At 62.9% G+C, this 16,629-nt stretch carries 14 protein-coding genes and 1 pseudogene; 13 read left to right on the forward strand and 2 right to left on the reverse strand.

What is annotated here, in order from left to right; genetic code table 11:
• Window positions 1–54 precede the first annotated feature (54 nt).
• The 9 genes from SH602x_RS12725 (at window position 55) to SH602x_RS12765 (ending at window position 8,761) form a co-directional block, all read left to right on the forward strand.
• Complete coding sequence (locus tag SH602x_RS12725) at window positions 55–1,431, forward strand: GAF domain-containing sensor histidine kinase (protein ID WP_479472666.1); 1,377 nt, start codon at window positions 55–57, stop codon at window positions 1,429–1,431.
• On the forward strand, window positions 1,428–2,072 hold the full coding sequence (locus tag SH602x_RS12730; protein WP_479472667.1) for a response regulator: 645 nt from the start codon (window positions 1,428–1,430) through the stop codon (window positions 2,070–2,072). Before SH602x_RS12725 ends, SH602x_RS12730 begins: the two co-directional genes overlap by 4 nt.
• 222 nt (window positions 2,073–2,294) lie before the next feature.
• Window positions 2,295–2,693, forward strand: a complete 399-nt coding sequence (locus tag SH602x_RS12735) for a cupin domain-containing protein (protein ID WP_479472668.1) — start codon at window positions 2,295–2,297, stop codon at window positions 2,691–2,693.
• A gap of 85 nt (window positions 2,694–2,778) precedes the next feature.
• Entirely contained in the window at window positions 2,779–3,462 is a 684-nt protein-coding gene (locus tag SH602x_RS12740) for a hypothetical protein (protein WP_479472669.1), read from the forward strand.
• 32 nt (window positions 3,463–3,494) lie between these two features.
• The gene (locus SH602x_RS12745) at window positions 3,495–4,148 is read left to right on the forward strand and encodes a rhodanese-like domain-containing protein (RefSeq protein ID WP_479472670.1); all 654 of its coding nucleotides are present in this window, start codon (window positions 3,495–3,497) and stop codon (window positions 4,146–4,148) included.
• The gene (locus SH602x_RS12750) at window positions 4,148–4,954 is read left to right on the forward strand and encodes a carboxymuconolactone decarboxylase family protein (RefSeq protein WP_479472671.1); all 807 of its coding nucleotides are present in this window, start codon (window positions 4,148–4,150) and stop codon (window positions 4,952–4,954) included. Before SH602x_RS12745 ends, SH602x_RS12750 begins: the two co-directional genes overlap by 1 nt.
• Before the next feature lie 102 nt (window positions 4,955–5,056).
• On the forward strand, window positions 5,057–5,392 hold the full coding sequence (locus SH602x_RS12755; RefSeq protein WP_479472672.1) for a rhodanese-like domain-containing protein: 336 nt from the start codon (window positions 5,057–5,059) through the stop codon (window positions 5,390–5,392).
• Between the two features lie 151 nt (window positions 5,393–5,543).
• Window positions 5,544–6,728, forward strand: a complete 1,185-nt coding sequence (locus SH602x_RS12760) for a hypothetical protein (protein WP_479472673.1) — start codon at window positions 5,544–5,546, stop codon at window positions 6,726–6,728.
• A gap of 341 nt (window positions 6,729–7,069) precedes the next feature.
• Window positions 7,070–8,761, forward strand: a complete 1,692-nt coding sequence (locus tag SH602x_RS12765; RefSeq protein ID WP_479472674.1) for an FAD-dependent oxidoreductase — start codon at window positions 7,070–7,072, stop codon at window positions 8,759–8,761.
• A gap of 373 nt (window positions 8,762–9,134) precedes the next feature.
• Here the strand turns inward: SH602x_RS12765 and SH602x_RS12770 are convergent, their stop codons facing one another.
• On the reverse strand, window positions 9,135–10,934 hold the full coding sequence (locus SH602x_RS12770; protein ID WP_479472675.1) for a TolC family protein: 1,800 nt from the start codon (window positions 10,932–10,934) through the stop codon (window positions 9,135–9,137).
• Between the two features lie 251 nt (window positions 10,935–11,185).
• Between SH602x_RS12770 and SH602x_RS12775 the strand changes: the two are divergent.
• From SH602x_RS12775 to SH602x_RS12790, 4 genes and pseudogenes are all read left to right on the forward strand, one after another.
• A pseudogene (locus SH602x_RS12775) lies at window positions 11,186–11,548 on the forward strand (efflux RND transporter permease subunit); the annotation flags it as partial.
• A 100-nt stretch (window positions 11,549–11,648) separates the two neighbouring features.
• A complete protein-coding gene (locus tag SH602x_RS12780) occupies window positions 11,649–14,285 on the forward strand; it encodes an efflux RND transporter permease subunit (protein ID WP_479472676.1) in 2,637 nt (878 codons plus the stop codon).
• 47 nt (window positions 14,286–14,332) lie between these two features.
• Entirely contained in the window at window positions 14,333–15,694 is a 1,362-nt protein-coding gene (locus SH602x_RS12785) for an efflux RND transporter periplasmic adaptor subunit (RefSeq protein WP_479472677.1), read from the forward strand.
• A gap of 2 nt (window positions 15,695–15,696) precedes the next feature.
• A complete protein-coding gene (locus SH602x_RS12790) occupies window positions 15,697–16,143 on the forward strand; it encodes a DoxX family protein (RefSeq protein WP_479472678.1) in 447 nt (148 codons plus the stop codon).
• 81 nt (window positions 16,144–16,224) lie between these two features.
• On the opposite strand, the gene SH602x_RS12795 is transcribed toward SH602x_RS12790, so the two are convergent.
• Window positions 16,225–16,422, reverse strand: a complete 198-nt coding sequence (locus SH602x_RS12795; RefSeq protein WP_479472679.1) for a hypothetical protein — start codon at window positions 16,420–16,422, stop codon at window positions 16,225–16,227.
• Between the last annotated feature and the right edge of the window lie 207 nt (window positions 16,423–16,629).

A 16,629-nucleotide genomic window follows, 5' to 3' on the forward strand; every position in this document is an offset into this window, starting at 1 on the left:
TTCGCGACCACTAGAATCAGGGCTAACACGAAACTGGCAAAGAGGCCGGACACGATGAACGAGTTCGCAGTATCCGAAGAGCCCACCCATGGCAGCGGCTCGTTAAAACATCCGGCTTCTGACGTAACTTGTCCCGTCTCGTCGATGCTTCCAAGCGCCGAACGATTGAACTTGGACTTGTGCCAGACGCTGGAGGGCGCGGGATGCCCATTGGCCCGGGAAACTCAGCGGCGTCTGGAGTTCGAAACCCTGCTGACGGAACTCTCGACTCGGTTCGTCAACGTTCCGGCGGGCGAGGTCGATTCACAGATCGAAGGGGGCTTGCGACGGATCGTGGAAGTGCTCGGGATCGACCGCTGCGGTTTCGGCGAGGTGTCGGCAGACGGCAAGCAATTCGTAGTGACGCATTCGTACCAACTGCCGACCGTCCCCACCTGTTTGGGCCTCGTTTTGCAGGCGCAGTTTCCCACGTACGCCAGGATGGTCCGCCAAGGGACGGTCGTCCGCTTGCCAGAAGACTTGCCCCCTGGCGCGGTCCTGGAGCGAGAGTACATGGCTCAATCGGGATTGAAATCCAGCCTGACCATTCCCCTCACCGTGATGGGATCTGTCGTCGGCGCGATCGGCCTCGCAAGCTTCCGAACGAAACTGACGTGGCCGGACGAACTGCTGAGCCGTATTCGTCTGGTGGGCGACATCTTCACCAATGCCCTGGCACGAAAACGCGCCGATGAAGCGATATGTGCCAAAGAGGTTTCGCTCCGACAGAGTGAGGAGGGGCTTCGGCAGCTGGCAGCACGGCTCCTGCATGCCCAAGAAGAGGAACGCCGCCGGATCGCCCGAGAGATGCACGATGACTGGACGCAGCGGCTAGCGAGTTTGGGGATCGAAGCAGCCAAACTTGAGCGGCACTTCGATGCTCCAGAGATAGGCTTGACAATACTCCACGGCATTCAGCATCAGTTGATGGCGCTGTCCGAAGACATGCATTCCCTCTCACGTCAGCTGCACCCCTCCATTTTGGATGATCTGGGCCTGGTCGAGGCCCTTCGTTCGGAGTGTGCAGCATTCGCGCGGCGCGAAGAGATTGAGGTCTATTACTGCCCGGACGAACTGCCGACGCCCGTGCCGACTGAAGCGGCTCTATGTCTCTATCGAGTGGCGCAGGAAGCTCTCAGAAATGTAGCGAAGCACGCGGCTGCCGCCGAAGTGATCGTAACGCTGAATGTCGTAGGATCGGACATCGTCTTGCGAATCGAGGATCATGGCGTCGGTTTTGACCCGGAGAATGAGCGCAATCAACCCGGCCTGGGCCTCTCCAGCATGGCGGAACGCGTGGCGTTAGTTCAGGGACACATCTCGGTAGTTTCGGCTGTTGGTCGAGGAACGACAGTCGAGGTGCGCGCGCCCTTGACGGAATGCGTTCGATGAGCCGATCACGCGTCTTGATCGCTGATGACCATCAAATTCTCGCCGAGGGTATCCGCAGCCTTCTCGAACCTGAGTTCGAGGTCGTGGCGGTCGTCTCCGATGGCCGCGAACTGATCGCCGCGGCTAGAGAGCTTCGACCTGAAGTGATCGTGACCGACATCAGCATGGCATCGCTCAACGGCATCGAGGCTGCTGCGCTGGTGCGATCGGCGGGCCTGTCAGCCAAGGTCGTTTTTCTAACCATGCACCGCGACGTCGCATACGCACGTCGTGCCCTCGAAGCCGGGGCAGCAGGTTACGTGCTCAAGCATTCCGTCTCTTCGGAGCTGGTGACCGCCATTCGTGAGGCGCTCCAAGGGAAGACCTATATCACCCCCTTGCTCGCCGGGGAACTGCTGCAGTCCTATCGCGAAGGCGAAGCGCGATCGAGCGATTCGGCGACGCGACTCACGGCGCGTCAGCGCGAAGTGCTGCAGCTCATTGCTGAAGGGCGTTCCGCGAAGGGAATCGCGGCCGCGCTGCAGATTTCCGTCCGGACGGCGGAAGCTCACAAGGCCCGCATCCTGGAGTCGCTGGGCCTGCAGAGCACGGCCGAACTGGTCCAGTTCGCCATTCGCACCGGGATCATCTCGATCGAGTAACCCGCTTCAGACGCGACCTCGTGCACGACGGCGCGTTGCGCAAAGCGCAATGCCCCTGTCGTAGTTTTGCGAATGGCAGTCTCCCTCCGCCATTTCCACAATGGCGGCTTCTGGGCAAACGAGCTGCCCGCCACGGCGCCAACTCTGTCCAGGCGACCGGTCCTGGCTTTGAACAAATCGCCTTCGCCGCGTATTCGTTTCGGCACAAGACGGAGTCATCGAATGCACAAGAAATTGATGGAGATGCACCCGGTGGACGACATCGTCACACAAAACACCCCGGGCCTCAAGATCTGGGAGGAGAACTGGGGCGGCATGCAGTGCGCCTACCACGTCTTTGCCCCGGGTACCGACTTCACAGAAATTCTGAAGGGGAAGGGGTTAGCGCACGATCTGTGCGGAGTCGAACACTGGGCCTACGTTTTGAAGGGCACGCTCGAGGTCATCTACGTCGACGGGACCATCGACGTATGCACCGCTGGGGAATGCTGCTATTGGCCAGCCCCGCACAACTTCAAGTCGAAAGAAGGGGCCGAGATCCTCCAGTTCAGCACCGCCGGCGGGTTGGCTGCTCAAGCCAAGGTGATCCAAGAGCATTTCGCGAAGCAGGCGAAGAAGTAGGTGCCGATGCGGTAGCTGCCCGAAGCCGGCAGATACCACCCCAACCCGCCCGGGCGGCAACACGCCCAAAGAATGGAGAACTCCGATGAAACTCAGAATCGAATTGCACGGCGATCGCCGCACCGCCAAGAACACGCGCGGACGGCCCTTCTGCGGGCTCGGCGCCTTCGTCGGCGTCGGCCCGACCATGCGGGCCCATGTCTACACGGCGGCCAATCTCGACGAGATCACCGTAGATAGCCACAAGAAGATGGACGGGACCCGACTGGCCAAGCAGTTCGAGGTCGACATGTGCATGGTCAACGGTGGCCGCTACTGGCTGATGGACGAGCAGGATGTCCAGGGCGGTGACGTCGTGAACTTCGATGGCGTCAATCTGCTCTACGGCGGCGAGATGACCGGGGCCGAGATGACGGCCCAGATGCAGACGCCGTATGCGCCCAATCTGATCTACCGCAACACCAACTGGGTCTGGCACGCCGGCAAGCCGGTGCACCTGCTTCGCGAGCCGAACGGCACGGTGTGGGTGATGCAGGAGTACACGAAGGACGTCGACCCGAGCCTGACGCTCGAAAACCTGGACCAGGTGGGCAGCAAGCTGAAGGGGCTGCCCAACGGTTGGGTCTTCGAGACCAAGGTGCTGACCAAGGAGCTGTCGCTCAACACGGACCGCTGCGACGGCTGGGCGGCCATCCTCCGCGACGAACTGCATTGCACCTACCAGGGATGCGGCTACGGCAAAGACACCAGCGCCAACTACGTGCCGTAGATAGAGAATCAGTGAGCGAAGGGGGACTCGTGATGTTAAACCTAGCCGGTTGCACCAGAATCTCGACATCGTTCCTCGTAGCCGGGATTCTCATTGCCTCTGCGGCAAGCTCTGTTAGCGCTCAGGTAGATAATCCAGCTGCCGCCGACGGTCCCGTAGGTGCAGTCGATGCCAGCCAGCTTCCGAAGGCAAAGCAGACGACTCTCGGTCTCTATATGACTGCGGCGCAGGCATACGAAATGTGGAAGGCGGCACCTGACAAAATCAAAGTCATCGACGTGCGGACCCCGGAGGAGTTTGCGTTTGTCGGACACCCCGAGATGGCTTGGAACATCCCCATTGCGTTCGTTTCGTATCAGCGAAAGGATCGCAGGTTCGAGTACAAAGCAGAACCCAACAAGGCCTTTGTGGCTCTGGTCAAAGAGGTCGCCGAGCCGACCGATGTTCTGCTGCTTACATGCCGCTCCGGCGGCCGAAGTGCAATGGCCGTGAACCAGCTTGCGGAAGCTGGATTCACGCGGTCCTACAACATTGTCGACGGAGTGGAAGGGGATCTCGTTCAGGATTCCGGGAGCGTCTTTAACGGAAAGCGGATGAAGAACGGCTGGAAGAACTCAGCTCCATGGGTCTACAGCATTGATCCCGAGAAAGTCATCCTCGAAGAAGCCGACTCCGAAAGACCCTAGTGACTGACCAAGACGCGAAAGAAGGTGCGGCGATGAGCACGAAATCTCCTGACCAGATCAGCGAACAAAGTTCCGCCGATTCCCCATCGCCGCAGAAACGAGAAGCGACGACCGCCGCCGGTGACTCACCGACGAAGAGCAAGTCGCTCGCGCCGCCAACTCCCTTCGCCAAAGTGAAGCGGACGCTCACCGCCGAAAATATTTTCAGGACGGTTGCGGAGGTCGTAGCTTCGAGCCCGGTTCTGTTCGAAGCGACGCTTCATCCGAAAATCGCCGGGGCTCTGAGAGAGAAGCTGTTCCTCGCAGTGAGCTCGATCAACGACTGTCGCTACTGCAAATGGGGACATACCCATTGGGCGATGGCTCAGGGAGTGCCGCTGGAGGAGGTCAACCAGATCCTCGGCCACCAGGCCGAGTCATTGGAGGCCAAGAATCCCAGCGAGGCTGCGGCGATCCTGTTTGCACAGCACTACGCGGAGCAGCTTGACCAGTTCGATCCAGAGTCGATCGAGAACCTGCGTCAGCACTATAGCGATGCGGAGGTGGCCGAGATCCTGGCATACGTGCGGTTCATCACGCTGACCAACTTGACTGGCAACACGGTGGATGCGTTCTTGACCGGTGCTACCGGCAAAGGGAAGGACGGCAACTCCGTCGAAGCCGCGGTGGCTGCGGCCGCGTCGCCTCTGGCGCTGCTGCTAACCCAACTGGCCAAGTTCGATTCCAAAGTCGGGATGGAAGAACTACGGTCTGGACCAAAAGCGACTGCCCCGTCGGATTCAGATGCCAAACAAGTACCACGCTAAGGGTTCCGAAGTGAATCGCCATAAGCTCCGTCAACGTTGAGCTGCGGAAGTCCAACGCGGTTCAACCGCAAGTCCAGGTCAGTGTCTAAGAGGAGAGACTAGGTGGCGCTACGTAAGCTAAGGGAAAAACACGATTCTCTGGCGAGCACAAACCTGCCCCCGGAAGAAGTGGCGACGCTACTAGAAAGCGGTGCGCTCTTAGTCGACGTCCGAACGAAGCTGGAGGCGAAGATGGGCATCGCTCCTGGCGCGACGCATATTTCCCTGTTTACGCTTAGGCGACATCTGGATGAACTGCCGCGTGACCGGGTCATCGTCCTTTATTGCGGTACGGGCGCTAGAGCCGGCATGGCCCAGAAGGTTCTGGAGGCTGCAGGCTTCAAAGCAGTCAACGGCGGAGGCTATAACGCGATCCTGAAGATTCTCGAAAGTGAATAGTCATTCGGCTCGATCATGCGTCGACCGCTTGGAAGATTTCCGTCCGCTCCGTGTCGTATGAGCGAGACGCCGAGGTTTGAACGGCTGAGACGGCGCGAGCGATAGGTGAACGATGCGCGCGGGTCTATCGGAAACATGGAAAGACTCAGACGTGACGTCGCTTCACACGTCGACTGACTTCTCCCTTGTGGCCGGCGGACCACTTTACCAACTTGTTCGTCGCGGGCGGCTGTCCGGGGATGCGATGGAGTTGGCTTGGCGGCGCGTGCTCGTGTTGGTCGCGCTGACGTGGACGCCCCTCCTGGCATTGTCCCTTCTCGAAGGACATGCATGGGACAGCAGCCTCGCTTTGCCGTTCCTGAAGGATATTGAAACGAATCTGCGCCTATTGATCGCCGCGCCGCTGCTGATATTTGCGGAGGTCATCGTTCACCGAAAGCTGCCCCCGATTGTGCGCCGATTCGTGGAAAACGGCCTGATACGCGACGAAGGGCGGTCCCAGTTCGAAGCGGCCGTTGATTCGGCTCATCGGCTACGTAATTCCATTGTGGTCGAGGTCGTGCTGATCATATTCGTGTACGGTGTGGGCATTCCGTTCGTCTGGCGCGATCTCATTGCGCTCGACGTGAACAGCTGGTATTCCGTCTCGGCGGACGGAGGCATGCAGCTATCGTACGCTGGCTGGTGGTTTGTCCTCGTGAGCATGCCCTTACTACAGTTTCTAGTGTTGCGATGGTTTTTCAGGTTCTTCATCTGGGCGCGATTCCTGTGGCAAGTGGCGCGCACAGAGCTGAACTTGGAACCGACTCATCCTGACGGCGCTGCTGGACTGCACTTCCTCACGCACTCCAGCCGCGCTTTCGTTTTCGTGTCGCTTGCAGCAGGGACGATGGCTTCCGGGGTGCTCGCCAACAGGCTTTTTTACACCGGGGCGAAGCTGCTCGATTTCAAGGTCGAGATCTTCGGCACCGCGGCGCTGCTGGTGTTTCTTATACTCGGACCCCTGATGGTCTTCTGTCCGCAGCTATGGGCAGCCCGGCGCAAGGGATTAGAGGAATTCAGCGCGCTGGGACAGGTCTATGCAAGCGAGTTCAATCGCAAGTGGATGCGCTGTCCCCGCGTAACCGACGAACCGCTGCTGGGCAGCCCGGACATTCAGTCACTGGCCGACCTGCACAATAGCTTTGAGACTGTCCGGGGTATCCAGTCGGTCCCGTTCACGATGAAGAACGTGGCATTCGTCGCGGTGCCTGCCCTTTTGCCGATCGCGCCGCTTTTGCTGACGACCTTCTCCGTCGACCAACTGATTGAGCGCGTGCTGAAAGTTCTGATATGAAGTCGGCGATCGCGGAAGTTTCGCTATCGAGCGCTTCACGCTCGTAAAGGCGACAGGCTGTTAAAGAATCTGATTCAGATTCCCTTGATTCTCGAGACTTTCCGTTGGAATTGGGCCTCGTTGACGACCGTGGTTTCAGATGCCCCAGGTCGTGCTGCGGCGCTGTGTCCGCCCGCGCAATAGGCGCTGGATGGCGTCAGCATCGTAGTTCTATTCGCGGCGCCGGGCATGCACTGCCCCCTGTCGGGACACTCGGTTTGGCAGCCCTCGTGGGGACGAAGAAAGCCCCCTCCAGGCGTGCGAGCCCCTGAACATGTCGTCCAGACGACCCGGAGCATCCCATGAAAGTCATCATCGTTGGCGGAGTGGCTGGCGGAGCGTCGTGTGCCGCGCGCCTGCGTCGTTTGGATGAACAGGCCGAGATTCTGATGGTGGAACGCGGGCCGTACGTCTCGTATGCAAACTGCGGACTCCCCTACCATGTCGGAGGCGTCATCGAGAAGGAGTCCAGCCTGCTCGTCGCGACCGAGCAGACATTTCGCGACATGTTCGGCGTGATCGTGCGTACTCGCTGCGAAGCGATCGCCATCTCGCCGAAGAATAAGACCGTCGATCTGCGCAACGTCGCGACCGGCGAGGTGTCGACCGAGTCCTACGACAAACTGGTGCTGTCCCCGGGCGCCGCCCCGATCCGCCCGCCGCTCCCCGGCATCGACCTTCCAGGAATTTTTTCGGTCAGGACAGTCCCGGACGCTCGCATCATTCGCGAATGGCTGCAACGAGGTTCCGAGCCACGGACCGGGCTCGACTCGTACACGGGCTTACAAGTCGTGACCAAGCCGAAGCGCGCGGTGGTCGTCGGAGGCGGGTTCATCGGGTTGGAGATGGTGGAAAACCTGTCCCATCTCGGGCTGGAGGTGACACTGATCGAGAAGTTGAAACAGGTGATGCCTCCGCTAGATTCAGAGATGGCGCGGCTTGTCGAGTTCTACCTGATCAAGCACGGCGTCCGACTCGAACTCAATGACGGCGTGGCCGGGTTTCGACAAGTCGCCGATGGATCGCTGGAGGTGCTTACAAGTTCCGGCAAGGCGCATCCTGCGGACGTCGTGATTCTGGCGATCGGCGTGCGGCCGGAGACAGCGCTCGCGAAGCCCGCCGGGATCGAGATTGGCCCGCGTGGGGGAATCCGCGTCGACGAACACATGCGGACCAGCGATCCCGACATCTTCGCCGTGGGCGACGCTGTTGAGGTAAAGGACTACGTCACCGGCGAGTGGACGCTGATCCCCCTCGCCGGCCCAGCTAACCGGCAGGGACGGATCGCGGCGGATGTTATTGCCGGACGCGATTCGCGCTATCGAGGCACGCAGGGGACTTCGATCTGCCAAGTGTTCGAGGCCGCGATCGGCCAGACAGGCGCTAGCGAGAAGACCTTGGTGCAACTCGGAGGCACGGATTTCGAGAAGATCTACCTCTATCCGAACTCGCACGCCGGATACTACCCGGACGCCAAAATGATGGCGATCAAGGTCCTGTTTCGCAAATCCGACGGGCTACTTCTGGGCGCGCAGGCGCTCGCGGAAGACGGCGTCGCCAAACGGATCGATGCCTTCGCCATGGCAATCCAGATGAAGGCGACGATCTACGACCTAGAGGAGGCCGAGTTGTGCTATGCGCCGCCGTTCGGCAGCGCAAAAGACCCCGTCAACTTTGCCGGAATGGTTGCGGCCAATGTGCTCCGCAGTGACATGCCGATTAGCCACTGGAGTTCGCTAGACGGCGCATTCGTGCTCGACGTACGCAATCCTTCGGAACTAGAAGTCGAGTCGGTTCCAGGGGCGCTCAACATCCCCTTGCCGCAGCTTCGCCGCCGTCTCGAAGAGCTCCCCCGCGACCGGGAAATTCACGTCATCTGTCGCTCCGGTGGGCGCGCCTACTACGCGACGCGCATCCTGCTCCAGAACGGGTTCCAAGCCCGGAACATTTCGGGCGGTATGCTCTCGCGGTCTCACGCAATGTCATCACGGTAAGACGGATAACCAATGCGTGGATGATCCCTGCCAAAGCTGTTAGCTTCGGTTCTCATTCGGCACAGCCAGGCGGACGATCGCTTGAATCTCTCGCTTCGCAGCTGGGCACAATCCGGGCCATGCTGAGACGACCGCCCGCAGATCGTCATTGCCTTCTTCAAGCAAGGCTTTCGCATCGACTGCACCGGATTTTGCACCGCGCGAAATAAGGATGTTTCCGCAACATCCGAATCCATCGCCGCTTGCGTCAGTCGCGTCGAATCCCGCCCCATCCGCTGTTCGCTTCGGCGGAATTGACTCGGTCGCGTCGCGAGGGAGCGCGGCTATCCTGCCGCCGGGGTGCGATCGCTGCTTGCGCAGTCTTCCGATGCGATCAGGTCGCTTCCACCGGCCAGCCGATGGCGCGGTGGAGGCGGAACTGGGCGCGGTTGTAGTCGGCGACGGTGCGGGCGTACTGACGCTGAGCGGCGTCGAGCGCCTGAAGCGCCTGCAGGGTCTCTATGGGCAGGCCTTGCGCCTCCTGGATGCGGACGACGTTGCGGTCGTAGGAGGACTTCGCCGCTTCGACGCCGTCCTGGGCGAGTGCCACCTGTTCGACGCGCTCGGTCACTTGTGCGTGGGCTTCGACGATCTCCGACGCGACCTGATCCATCAGTTGGACCTGGCGCCACTTCGCCTGTTCGACGCGCGAGTTCGCTTCGTTCTGAGCCCAGCGTTCGCCGGCTCCGAGGTTGCGGATCTCCCAGAAGGCGGCGGCGTCGAGATCGACGCGGTCGCCGAAGTTGTCGAGGTCGCTCCCCAGTCCGCCCGCGTTGCCGCCGTAACTGGCGCCGAGAAGAACGCTCGGAAGCAGGGGTGCGTACTGTTCGCGACGCAGGATCTCGACCGCCTCGCCGACGAGGTAGCGGTTCTGCGAAAGCTCGGGCCGGTTCGACAGACCGATCGAGACCAGTTCCTGCGGCGACGTTCCCGGCGGCGTCAGATCGAGCGGAACGAGCGTCGGCTCCATCGGCACGAGGGGCGTCGTCGGATCGACGCTGAGCAGCCTGGCGAGGCGGGTCGCGGCGACGCGAGACCCCTCCGCGGTACGACGGGCTTCGATCCGGCGCGCGGCGAGTTCGGCGTCCGCACGGTCGGCGTCGCTGCGCAGACCCTGTCCGACTTCGGCGAAGGATCCCGTCAGTTCGGCCAGGCGCTCCGCATGGCCGAGCGTCTCCTGCGCGACGGCTTCCGTCTGAAGGGCTTCGAGCAGATCGACGTAGGCGACTGCGGCGTTCGTCAGCACGTCGTTCGCCACAGCGCGGCTCTCGAACCGCCGGGCGCACATAGTCTGCTCGGCGATGCGCGGCTGAAAGACGGCGTCGCGGACGGCGACGTTGACGGAGACTCCGGGGACAGCGGGCGAGCCGGCGCCGACCGCCTGGGCGCCGAGACCGCCGTAGACGGAACTGCGGCTGGTCTCGATCATGTTGCCGGCGACGTCCTGAATGCGACCGTCGTGATGATTCCAGTTCGCGCCCGCACGGATCGAGGGAAGCCACATCACTACCGCGCGACGGACGCGGGCATACGCCTCGTTCACCCGTTGCCGCGCGAAGCCTACCTCCGGATTCTGACCTGCCGCGATTTCGAGAGCCGACGCCAGATCGATCGAAACGGGAGCGGCAGCGCTGCCGAACGGAACGTTCTGCAGCGGAGCCGAAAGCCTCGAATCCAGCGAAGGGGCGCCCTGCGGCGTCGCGGCGATGGCCGCCGACGAGGATTCTTCCAGCAGAGGAGGAGCGAGCGGCAGTCGCGCGGAAGCATCCGTCGAGTCGACGCTCGAAGCTGCTCCGCCTGCCCTCGCTTGTTCGGTCGCGACGAAAGCGACCGTTCGCACCGACGTCGCGGTTCCCGGCGCCGAACGGTCAACCGATCCGTCTCCGGCGGTTTCCGCGAGGCGCGTCCCTGCCTCGTGCGCTTGCTCGACCGGCGTCCGGCCCTTGCTGCGCGCGATCATCGCCTTCCAGTCGGCGATCGCGGGATGCTCCGCTTTCGCCGCCGAAGCGGTACCCGTCGAGGCAGGCGGTCGTCCGTCCCAGTCGCGGCGAGGCGTGGCGGAGCAGCCGACCGATGCCGCCGCTGCCAGGAGGCAACTGCGAGAGACGAGTCGGCGGAGGCACTCGATCCGCATCGTACTGGGATTCCGTTCGGTGAAAGCGCTTCGATTCGGAGGAAGATCGAAACTCGCTCGTCGCTGCGCCCCGCCTTTCCTAACCGCTACGTCCGCTCCGGTCTTCCATGCATCTGATCGTCTCCGCGCTCCGGCGGCCCTTTACGGTGATGGTCGCGATCCTCGCGATCGCCGCCGCCAGCTTCCTCGCTATCGGGAAACCGCTCTTCGAGCAGGTCGGCATTCCGTATCCCCAGGGTCTGCCCAAGGGGATGGAAGTCGATATCTTCCCGAGCCTGAACCTGCCGGTGATTTACGTCTGCCAGCCGTACGGCGGCATGGACCCGGCGCAGATGGAAGGCTTCCTCACCAACTACTACGAGTACCACTTCCTCTACATCAGCGGCATCCATCACGTCGAATCCCGCAACGTGCAGGGAACGGCGCTGATGAAGCTCTACTTCCATCCCGGCACCGACATGGCGCAGGCGATGGCGGAGACGATCAACTACGTCAACCGGTCGCAGGCCTTCATGCCCCCCGGGACGGTCTCGCCCTTCGTGATGCGGTTCGACACAGGGAGCGTTCCTGTCGGTTACCTGGTCCTGTCGAGCGACACGCGATCGATCTCGGAGATTCAGGACCTGGCGCTCTTCCGCGTGCGGCCGATGTTCTCGAGCCTGCCGGGCGTGTCGGCGCCGCCCCCCCTTCGGCGGAAGCGCGCGCTCGATCGTCGTGACGGTCGACCCCCAGCGTTTGCAGTCGTACGGCATGTCGCCCGACGAAGTGATCGACGCGCTCGTCAAGGGCAACGCCATCAGCCCCTCGGGCAACGTCCCGGTCGGCGACATGTACCCGATGGTGCCGGTGAACTCGGTCGTTCGCGAGGCGAAGCAGCTTGAAACGATTCCGATCCGCGGCGGCGCGTCGCCGGTTTACATTCGCGACATCGGGTTCGTACAGGACAGCGCCGACGCGCCGGCGGGTTACGCGCTGGTCAACGGTCGCCGGGCCGTTTACATCCTGGCGACGAAGCGCTCCGACGCTTCGACAATGAGCGTCATTCACGAGATCAAGACCGCGCTTCCCAAGATGAAGGAAGCCCTCGGCGCGGAAGGCGAAGGGATCGACGTCCGCTTCGAATTCGACCAGTCGCCCTACGTCACGCGGGCGGTCGAGAGCGTCGTGCTGGAAGGCGCTCTCGGCGCGCTCCTGGTCGGCCTGATGATTCTCGTGTTCCTGCGCGACTGGCGAAGCGCCCTGATCGTGGCGCTGAACATTCCGCTGGCGCTGATGGCGGCTGTGGTCGCGCTCTGGATCACCGACCAGACGATCAACCTGATGACGCTGGGGGGGCTGGCGCTCGCGATCGGCATCCTCGTCGACGAAGCGACGGTCGCGATCGAGAACATTCACGCCCACCTCGATCGCGGCGAGCCGGTCGCGGTCGCGGTGAAAAAGGGCTCGGCGGAGACGGCCGTTCCGCGACTGCTCGCGATGCTCTGCATCTTGGCCGTATTCGTTTCGTCGTTCTTCATGCAGGGAGCGGCGAAAGGGCTGTTCGTGCCGCTCTCGCTGGCAGTCGGCTTCGCCATGATCGCCTCGTACATTCTTTCCAGCACGTTCGTGCCGGTGCTTTCCGTCTGGCTGCTGAAGCGCGGGTCGCATGGTCACGGGGAGGGCCGGCGACCCGGAATGTTCGATCGGATGAGGACAGCTTATGAAGGGACCGTCGCCGGCCTCGTGCGCCTCCGATGGGCGGTCGTGGTCGTTTATCTGGTCGCCAGCGTGGCGATCGTCGTCCTGGTCGGTTCGCAGCTCGGTCGCTCGATCTTCCCGGTCGCCGATGCGGGCCAGTTCCGCCTCCGGATGCGGGCGCCCGACGGCACGCACATCGTTCGGAGCGAGGCCTACGCGAAACAGGCGCTCGACATCATCGGCGACGAACTCGGGCCGGAGAACGTCGAACTGACGCTCGGCTACGTCGGGATGATCCACTCCAACTTTCCGGTCAACGCCGTCTATCAGTGGTCGCGCGGACCGGAGGAAGCGATTCTGTACGTCGATCTCGCTGACGATCTGCACGAGAGCGACGAGGCTCTGAAGGAACGCCTGCGCGAACGCCTGGCGAAGGAACTTCCGAACGTTCGCTTCTCGTTCGAGCCCTCCGACATCGTCAACGAAGTGATGAGCTTCGGATCGCCCACGCCGGTCGAGATCGCGATCAGCGGTCCCGCCTTCGCCGACAACCGTGCCCATGCGGAGAAGATCCGGACCGAGCTGACCGAGATCGATTCGCTCCGCGATCTGCAGGTCGGTCAGTCGCTCGATTACCCGACGATCGAAGTGAACGTCGACCGCGAGAAGGCGGGTATGGCAGGGCTCACGCCGGTCGACGTCTCGCGAGCGCTGGTGACCGCGACGTCGTCCAGCCGCTTCGTCGTGCCGAACTACTGGGCCGATCCGAAGAGCGGAATCGCGTATCAGGTGCAGGTCGAGATCCCGCGCTCGGTCGTACGCAATACGGGAGACTTCGACGCAGTCGACAGCGCGGAGGATCTCGGGCGGATTCCGCTCAGGCGGCTCGACGATCGGCAGCTTCTCCTGCGCGACGTGGCGGACCTGAAAACCGGAACGATGCCGGGACAATACGACCGGTACAACATGCGGCGCCAGATCACGCTCACGGCGAACGTCGCCGGCGCCGACCTCGGAAGCGTGGCGGGCGAGATCCGAGACGCGCTGAAGCGCGCGGGCGATCCGCCCTCCGGCGTGCAGGTGGAACTTCGCGGCCAGGTCCCGCCGATGGTCGAGATGCAGTCGGGGCTGACGATCGGCCTGCTCCTCGCGATCGCGGCGGTCTTCCTGCTGCTGACCGCGAACTTTCAATCGATTCGCCTCGCGCTGGTTGCGACGTCTACGATTCCGGCGGTCGTCGCCGGCGTCGTGCTGATGCTCTGGCTGACCGGAACGACGCTGAACATTCAGTCGTTCATCGGCGCCATCATGGCGGTCGGCGTGGCGATGGCGAACGCGATCCTGCTGGTCACGTTCGCGGAGCAGCGCCGCCGCGAAGGCCTCTCCTCGACCGACGCCGCAGTGACGGGCGCCGGAAGCCGGCTGCGCGCGATCCTGATGACGAGCTGCGCGATGGTGGCCGGCATGCTGCCGATGGCGCTGGCTCTCGGCGAGGCAGGCGCTCAGAACGCGCCGCTCGGACGCGCCGTCATCGGCGGACTGATCGCGGCCACGGCGGCGACGCTGCTGATTCTTCCCTGTGTCTTCGCATCGCTGCAGGGGCGAGCGTCGACTGCCTCCCCCTCGCTCGATCCCGACGATCCGGCGGCCGACGCGGTTCCGGCGACCGAATGAATGACGACGATCTCCCCGACCGTGACTTCGCGACTGACGTGAAAACCATGATCTCTCGATTCTGCAAAGCAGCCTTTTCGCTCGGAGCGTCGGCCTGCCTCGTCGCTTTCATCGGCTGCGAGAACGCCGCCGTCGCCGTCGACGGTAAGGGATCGAACGCCGCGGCGTCTTCGGCGGGCGGTTCGTTGCCTCGCGTCACGGTCGTGCGTGCAGAACGGAAGACGCTGTCGCGCTCGACGGTCCAGCCGGCGAGAATCGAGGCGTACGAAGCGGCGCCGCTGTACGCGAAGCTCCCCGGCTACGTCGGCAGCGTTTCGGTCGACATCGGCGACGTCGTGGCGAAGGGTCAGGCGTTGATCGAACTCGACGTACCCGAACTGGCCGATGACGTCGCTCAGAAGGAAGCGCTGGTCGATCGGGCCGCCGCGGACGTGAATGCGGCCAGCGCCATGATCGTCTCCGCAGAATCGGCGGTGCAGGCGGCCGACGCTCGCGTCGCCGCGGCGAAGGCCGGCATCGATCGGTCGGCGAGCGATCTGGAACGCTGGCGACTCGAAACCGATCGCATCGTGCGACTCGCCCAGTCCGGTTCGGTCACCGAGAAGGTGGCCGACGAGACCCGCAATCAGCTTCGCTCCGCAGAGGCTGCGCAGCAGGAATCGAACGCTGCCGTCGCCGTCGCCGAGGCTGACGGGAGTCAGGCCCGCGCTGCGCTGGAGCAGGCCAAAGCCGACCTCGCCGTCGCGAAGGCGAAAGCACGCGTCGCCCAAGCCGATCTCGCGCGGGCGAAGACCATGCAGGGATACGCTTCGATCAAGTCGCCCTTCGACGGCATCGTGACGACTCGCTCGGTCGATCCGGGCGCCTTCGTCCAGCCGCCGGGCGCCCAGTCGGAGCCCTGCCTGACCGTGGTTCGCAGCGACCGCGTGCGGGTCTATCTGGACGTACCCGAGATGGAGGCTGCGCTGGTGGACGCCGGCGAGAACGGCGATTCGGCGACGATCCGCGTCCAGGCGCTCGGCGATCGTACGTTCGACGGACGGGTCGCTCGAACCTCGTGGGCGCTCGACCGGGCGAACCGGACGCTCCGCGTCGAGATCGAGGCATCGGACGAAGAAAAGCAGCTTCGCCCCGGCGCCTATGCGACCGTGACGATTCTGCTCGATGAGCGAAGCGACGTTCTGGCGCTGCCTGCGACCGCGGTTTTCTACGAAGGGGGCGCCGCTTACTGCGCCGCCGTCGAAGCGGGCAAGATCGTCCGCAAGCCGCTGAAGGTCGGGCTCAAGAGCGGAACCGACGTCGAGATCGCGGAAGGACTTTCCGGATCGGAACAGATCGTCCTCAAGGACGGCGGATCGCTCTCCGCCGGCCAGGCCGTCGAGGCGGTCGCCCTTCCAGCCCCGAAGTGATCATGCCGTCCTGGAGACGCCTCCTCGCGACTCAGGCACCGGCCTCGGTTCTGCTGATCCGGCTGGCGGTCGGTCTGACGTTCCTGTCGGAAGGCGTGCAGAGGTTTCTCTTTCCGGGCGACCGCGGCGCGGGCCGGTTCGAGAAGATCGGACTCCCCGAGCCGGAACTACTCGGCTGGATCGTCGGCTCGTTCGAGACCGTCTGCGGCGCGCTGATCGTGCTGGGTTCGCTGACGCGACTCGCCGTCTTTCCGACGATCACGATCATGCTCGTGGCGATCGCGACGACGAAGATCCCCATCCTGCAGAACGAAGGCATCTGGGAGATGGCTCACGACGCCCGCACGGACTTCGCGATGCTGACCGGCTCGCTCTTCCTGCTGATCGTCGGCGCGGGCAAGCTCTCGATCGACCGAGCGCTCTCGACGATGCCTGGGGAAAGCGACTGACGCAATCGGCGGACGGTAGACGCCGATGCGGAAGCATGTCTATCACGTGCGGGTCGTCGTCAAGCTCCGCAAACCACGAATTTACGCTGACTGCACCGAATTCTGCAAAGCGCCCGCCTCTGCCGACGGCTCCGCGACGAAGTCACCGAACAACTGGCGCTCGGCAGCGAAGCGCTGACCGGCCTCGCGAGGGACTGGCGCAAGCTTCTTTTTCCCGAAGCGAACGATGCCGAGTTCGCCAACGGCTACGCGCCGATCGTGACTTTCGATCACGCCCAATCGGGTTGATTGTGCGAGTCACAGGGGAGGCGCATCTATTCCGGATGAAGCGACGACGCTGCAGGCGAGATTTTCAGGATTACGGCGTTCAGCTTTCGACAATTGGAATAGACTCACCTAGCAGTCCGTCGATTTTCTTGCCGGACTGCCAGGACTCTTCAAGTCAATTCTGCTAGCCCGCGGCGCTCGATTTCCCGCCGCTCGCCC

Source organism: Lignipirellula cremea, assembly GCF_056501455.1.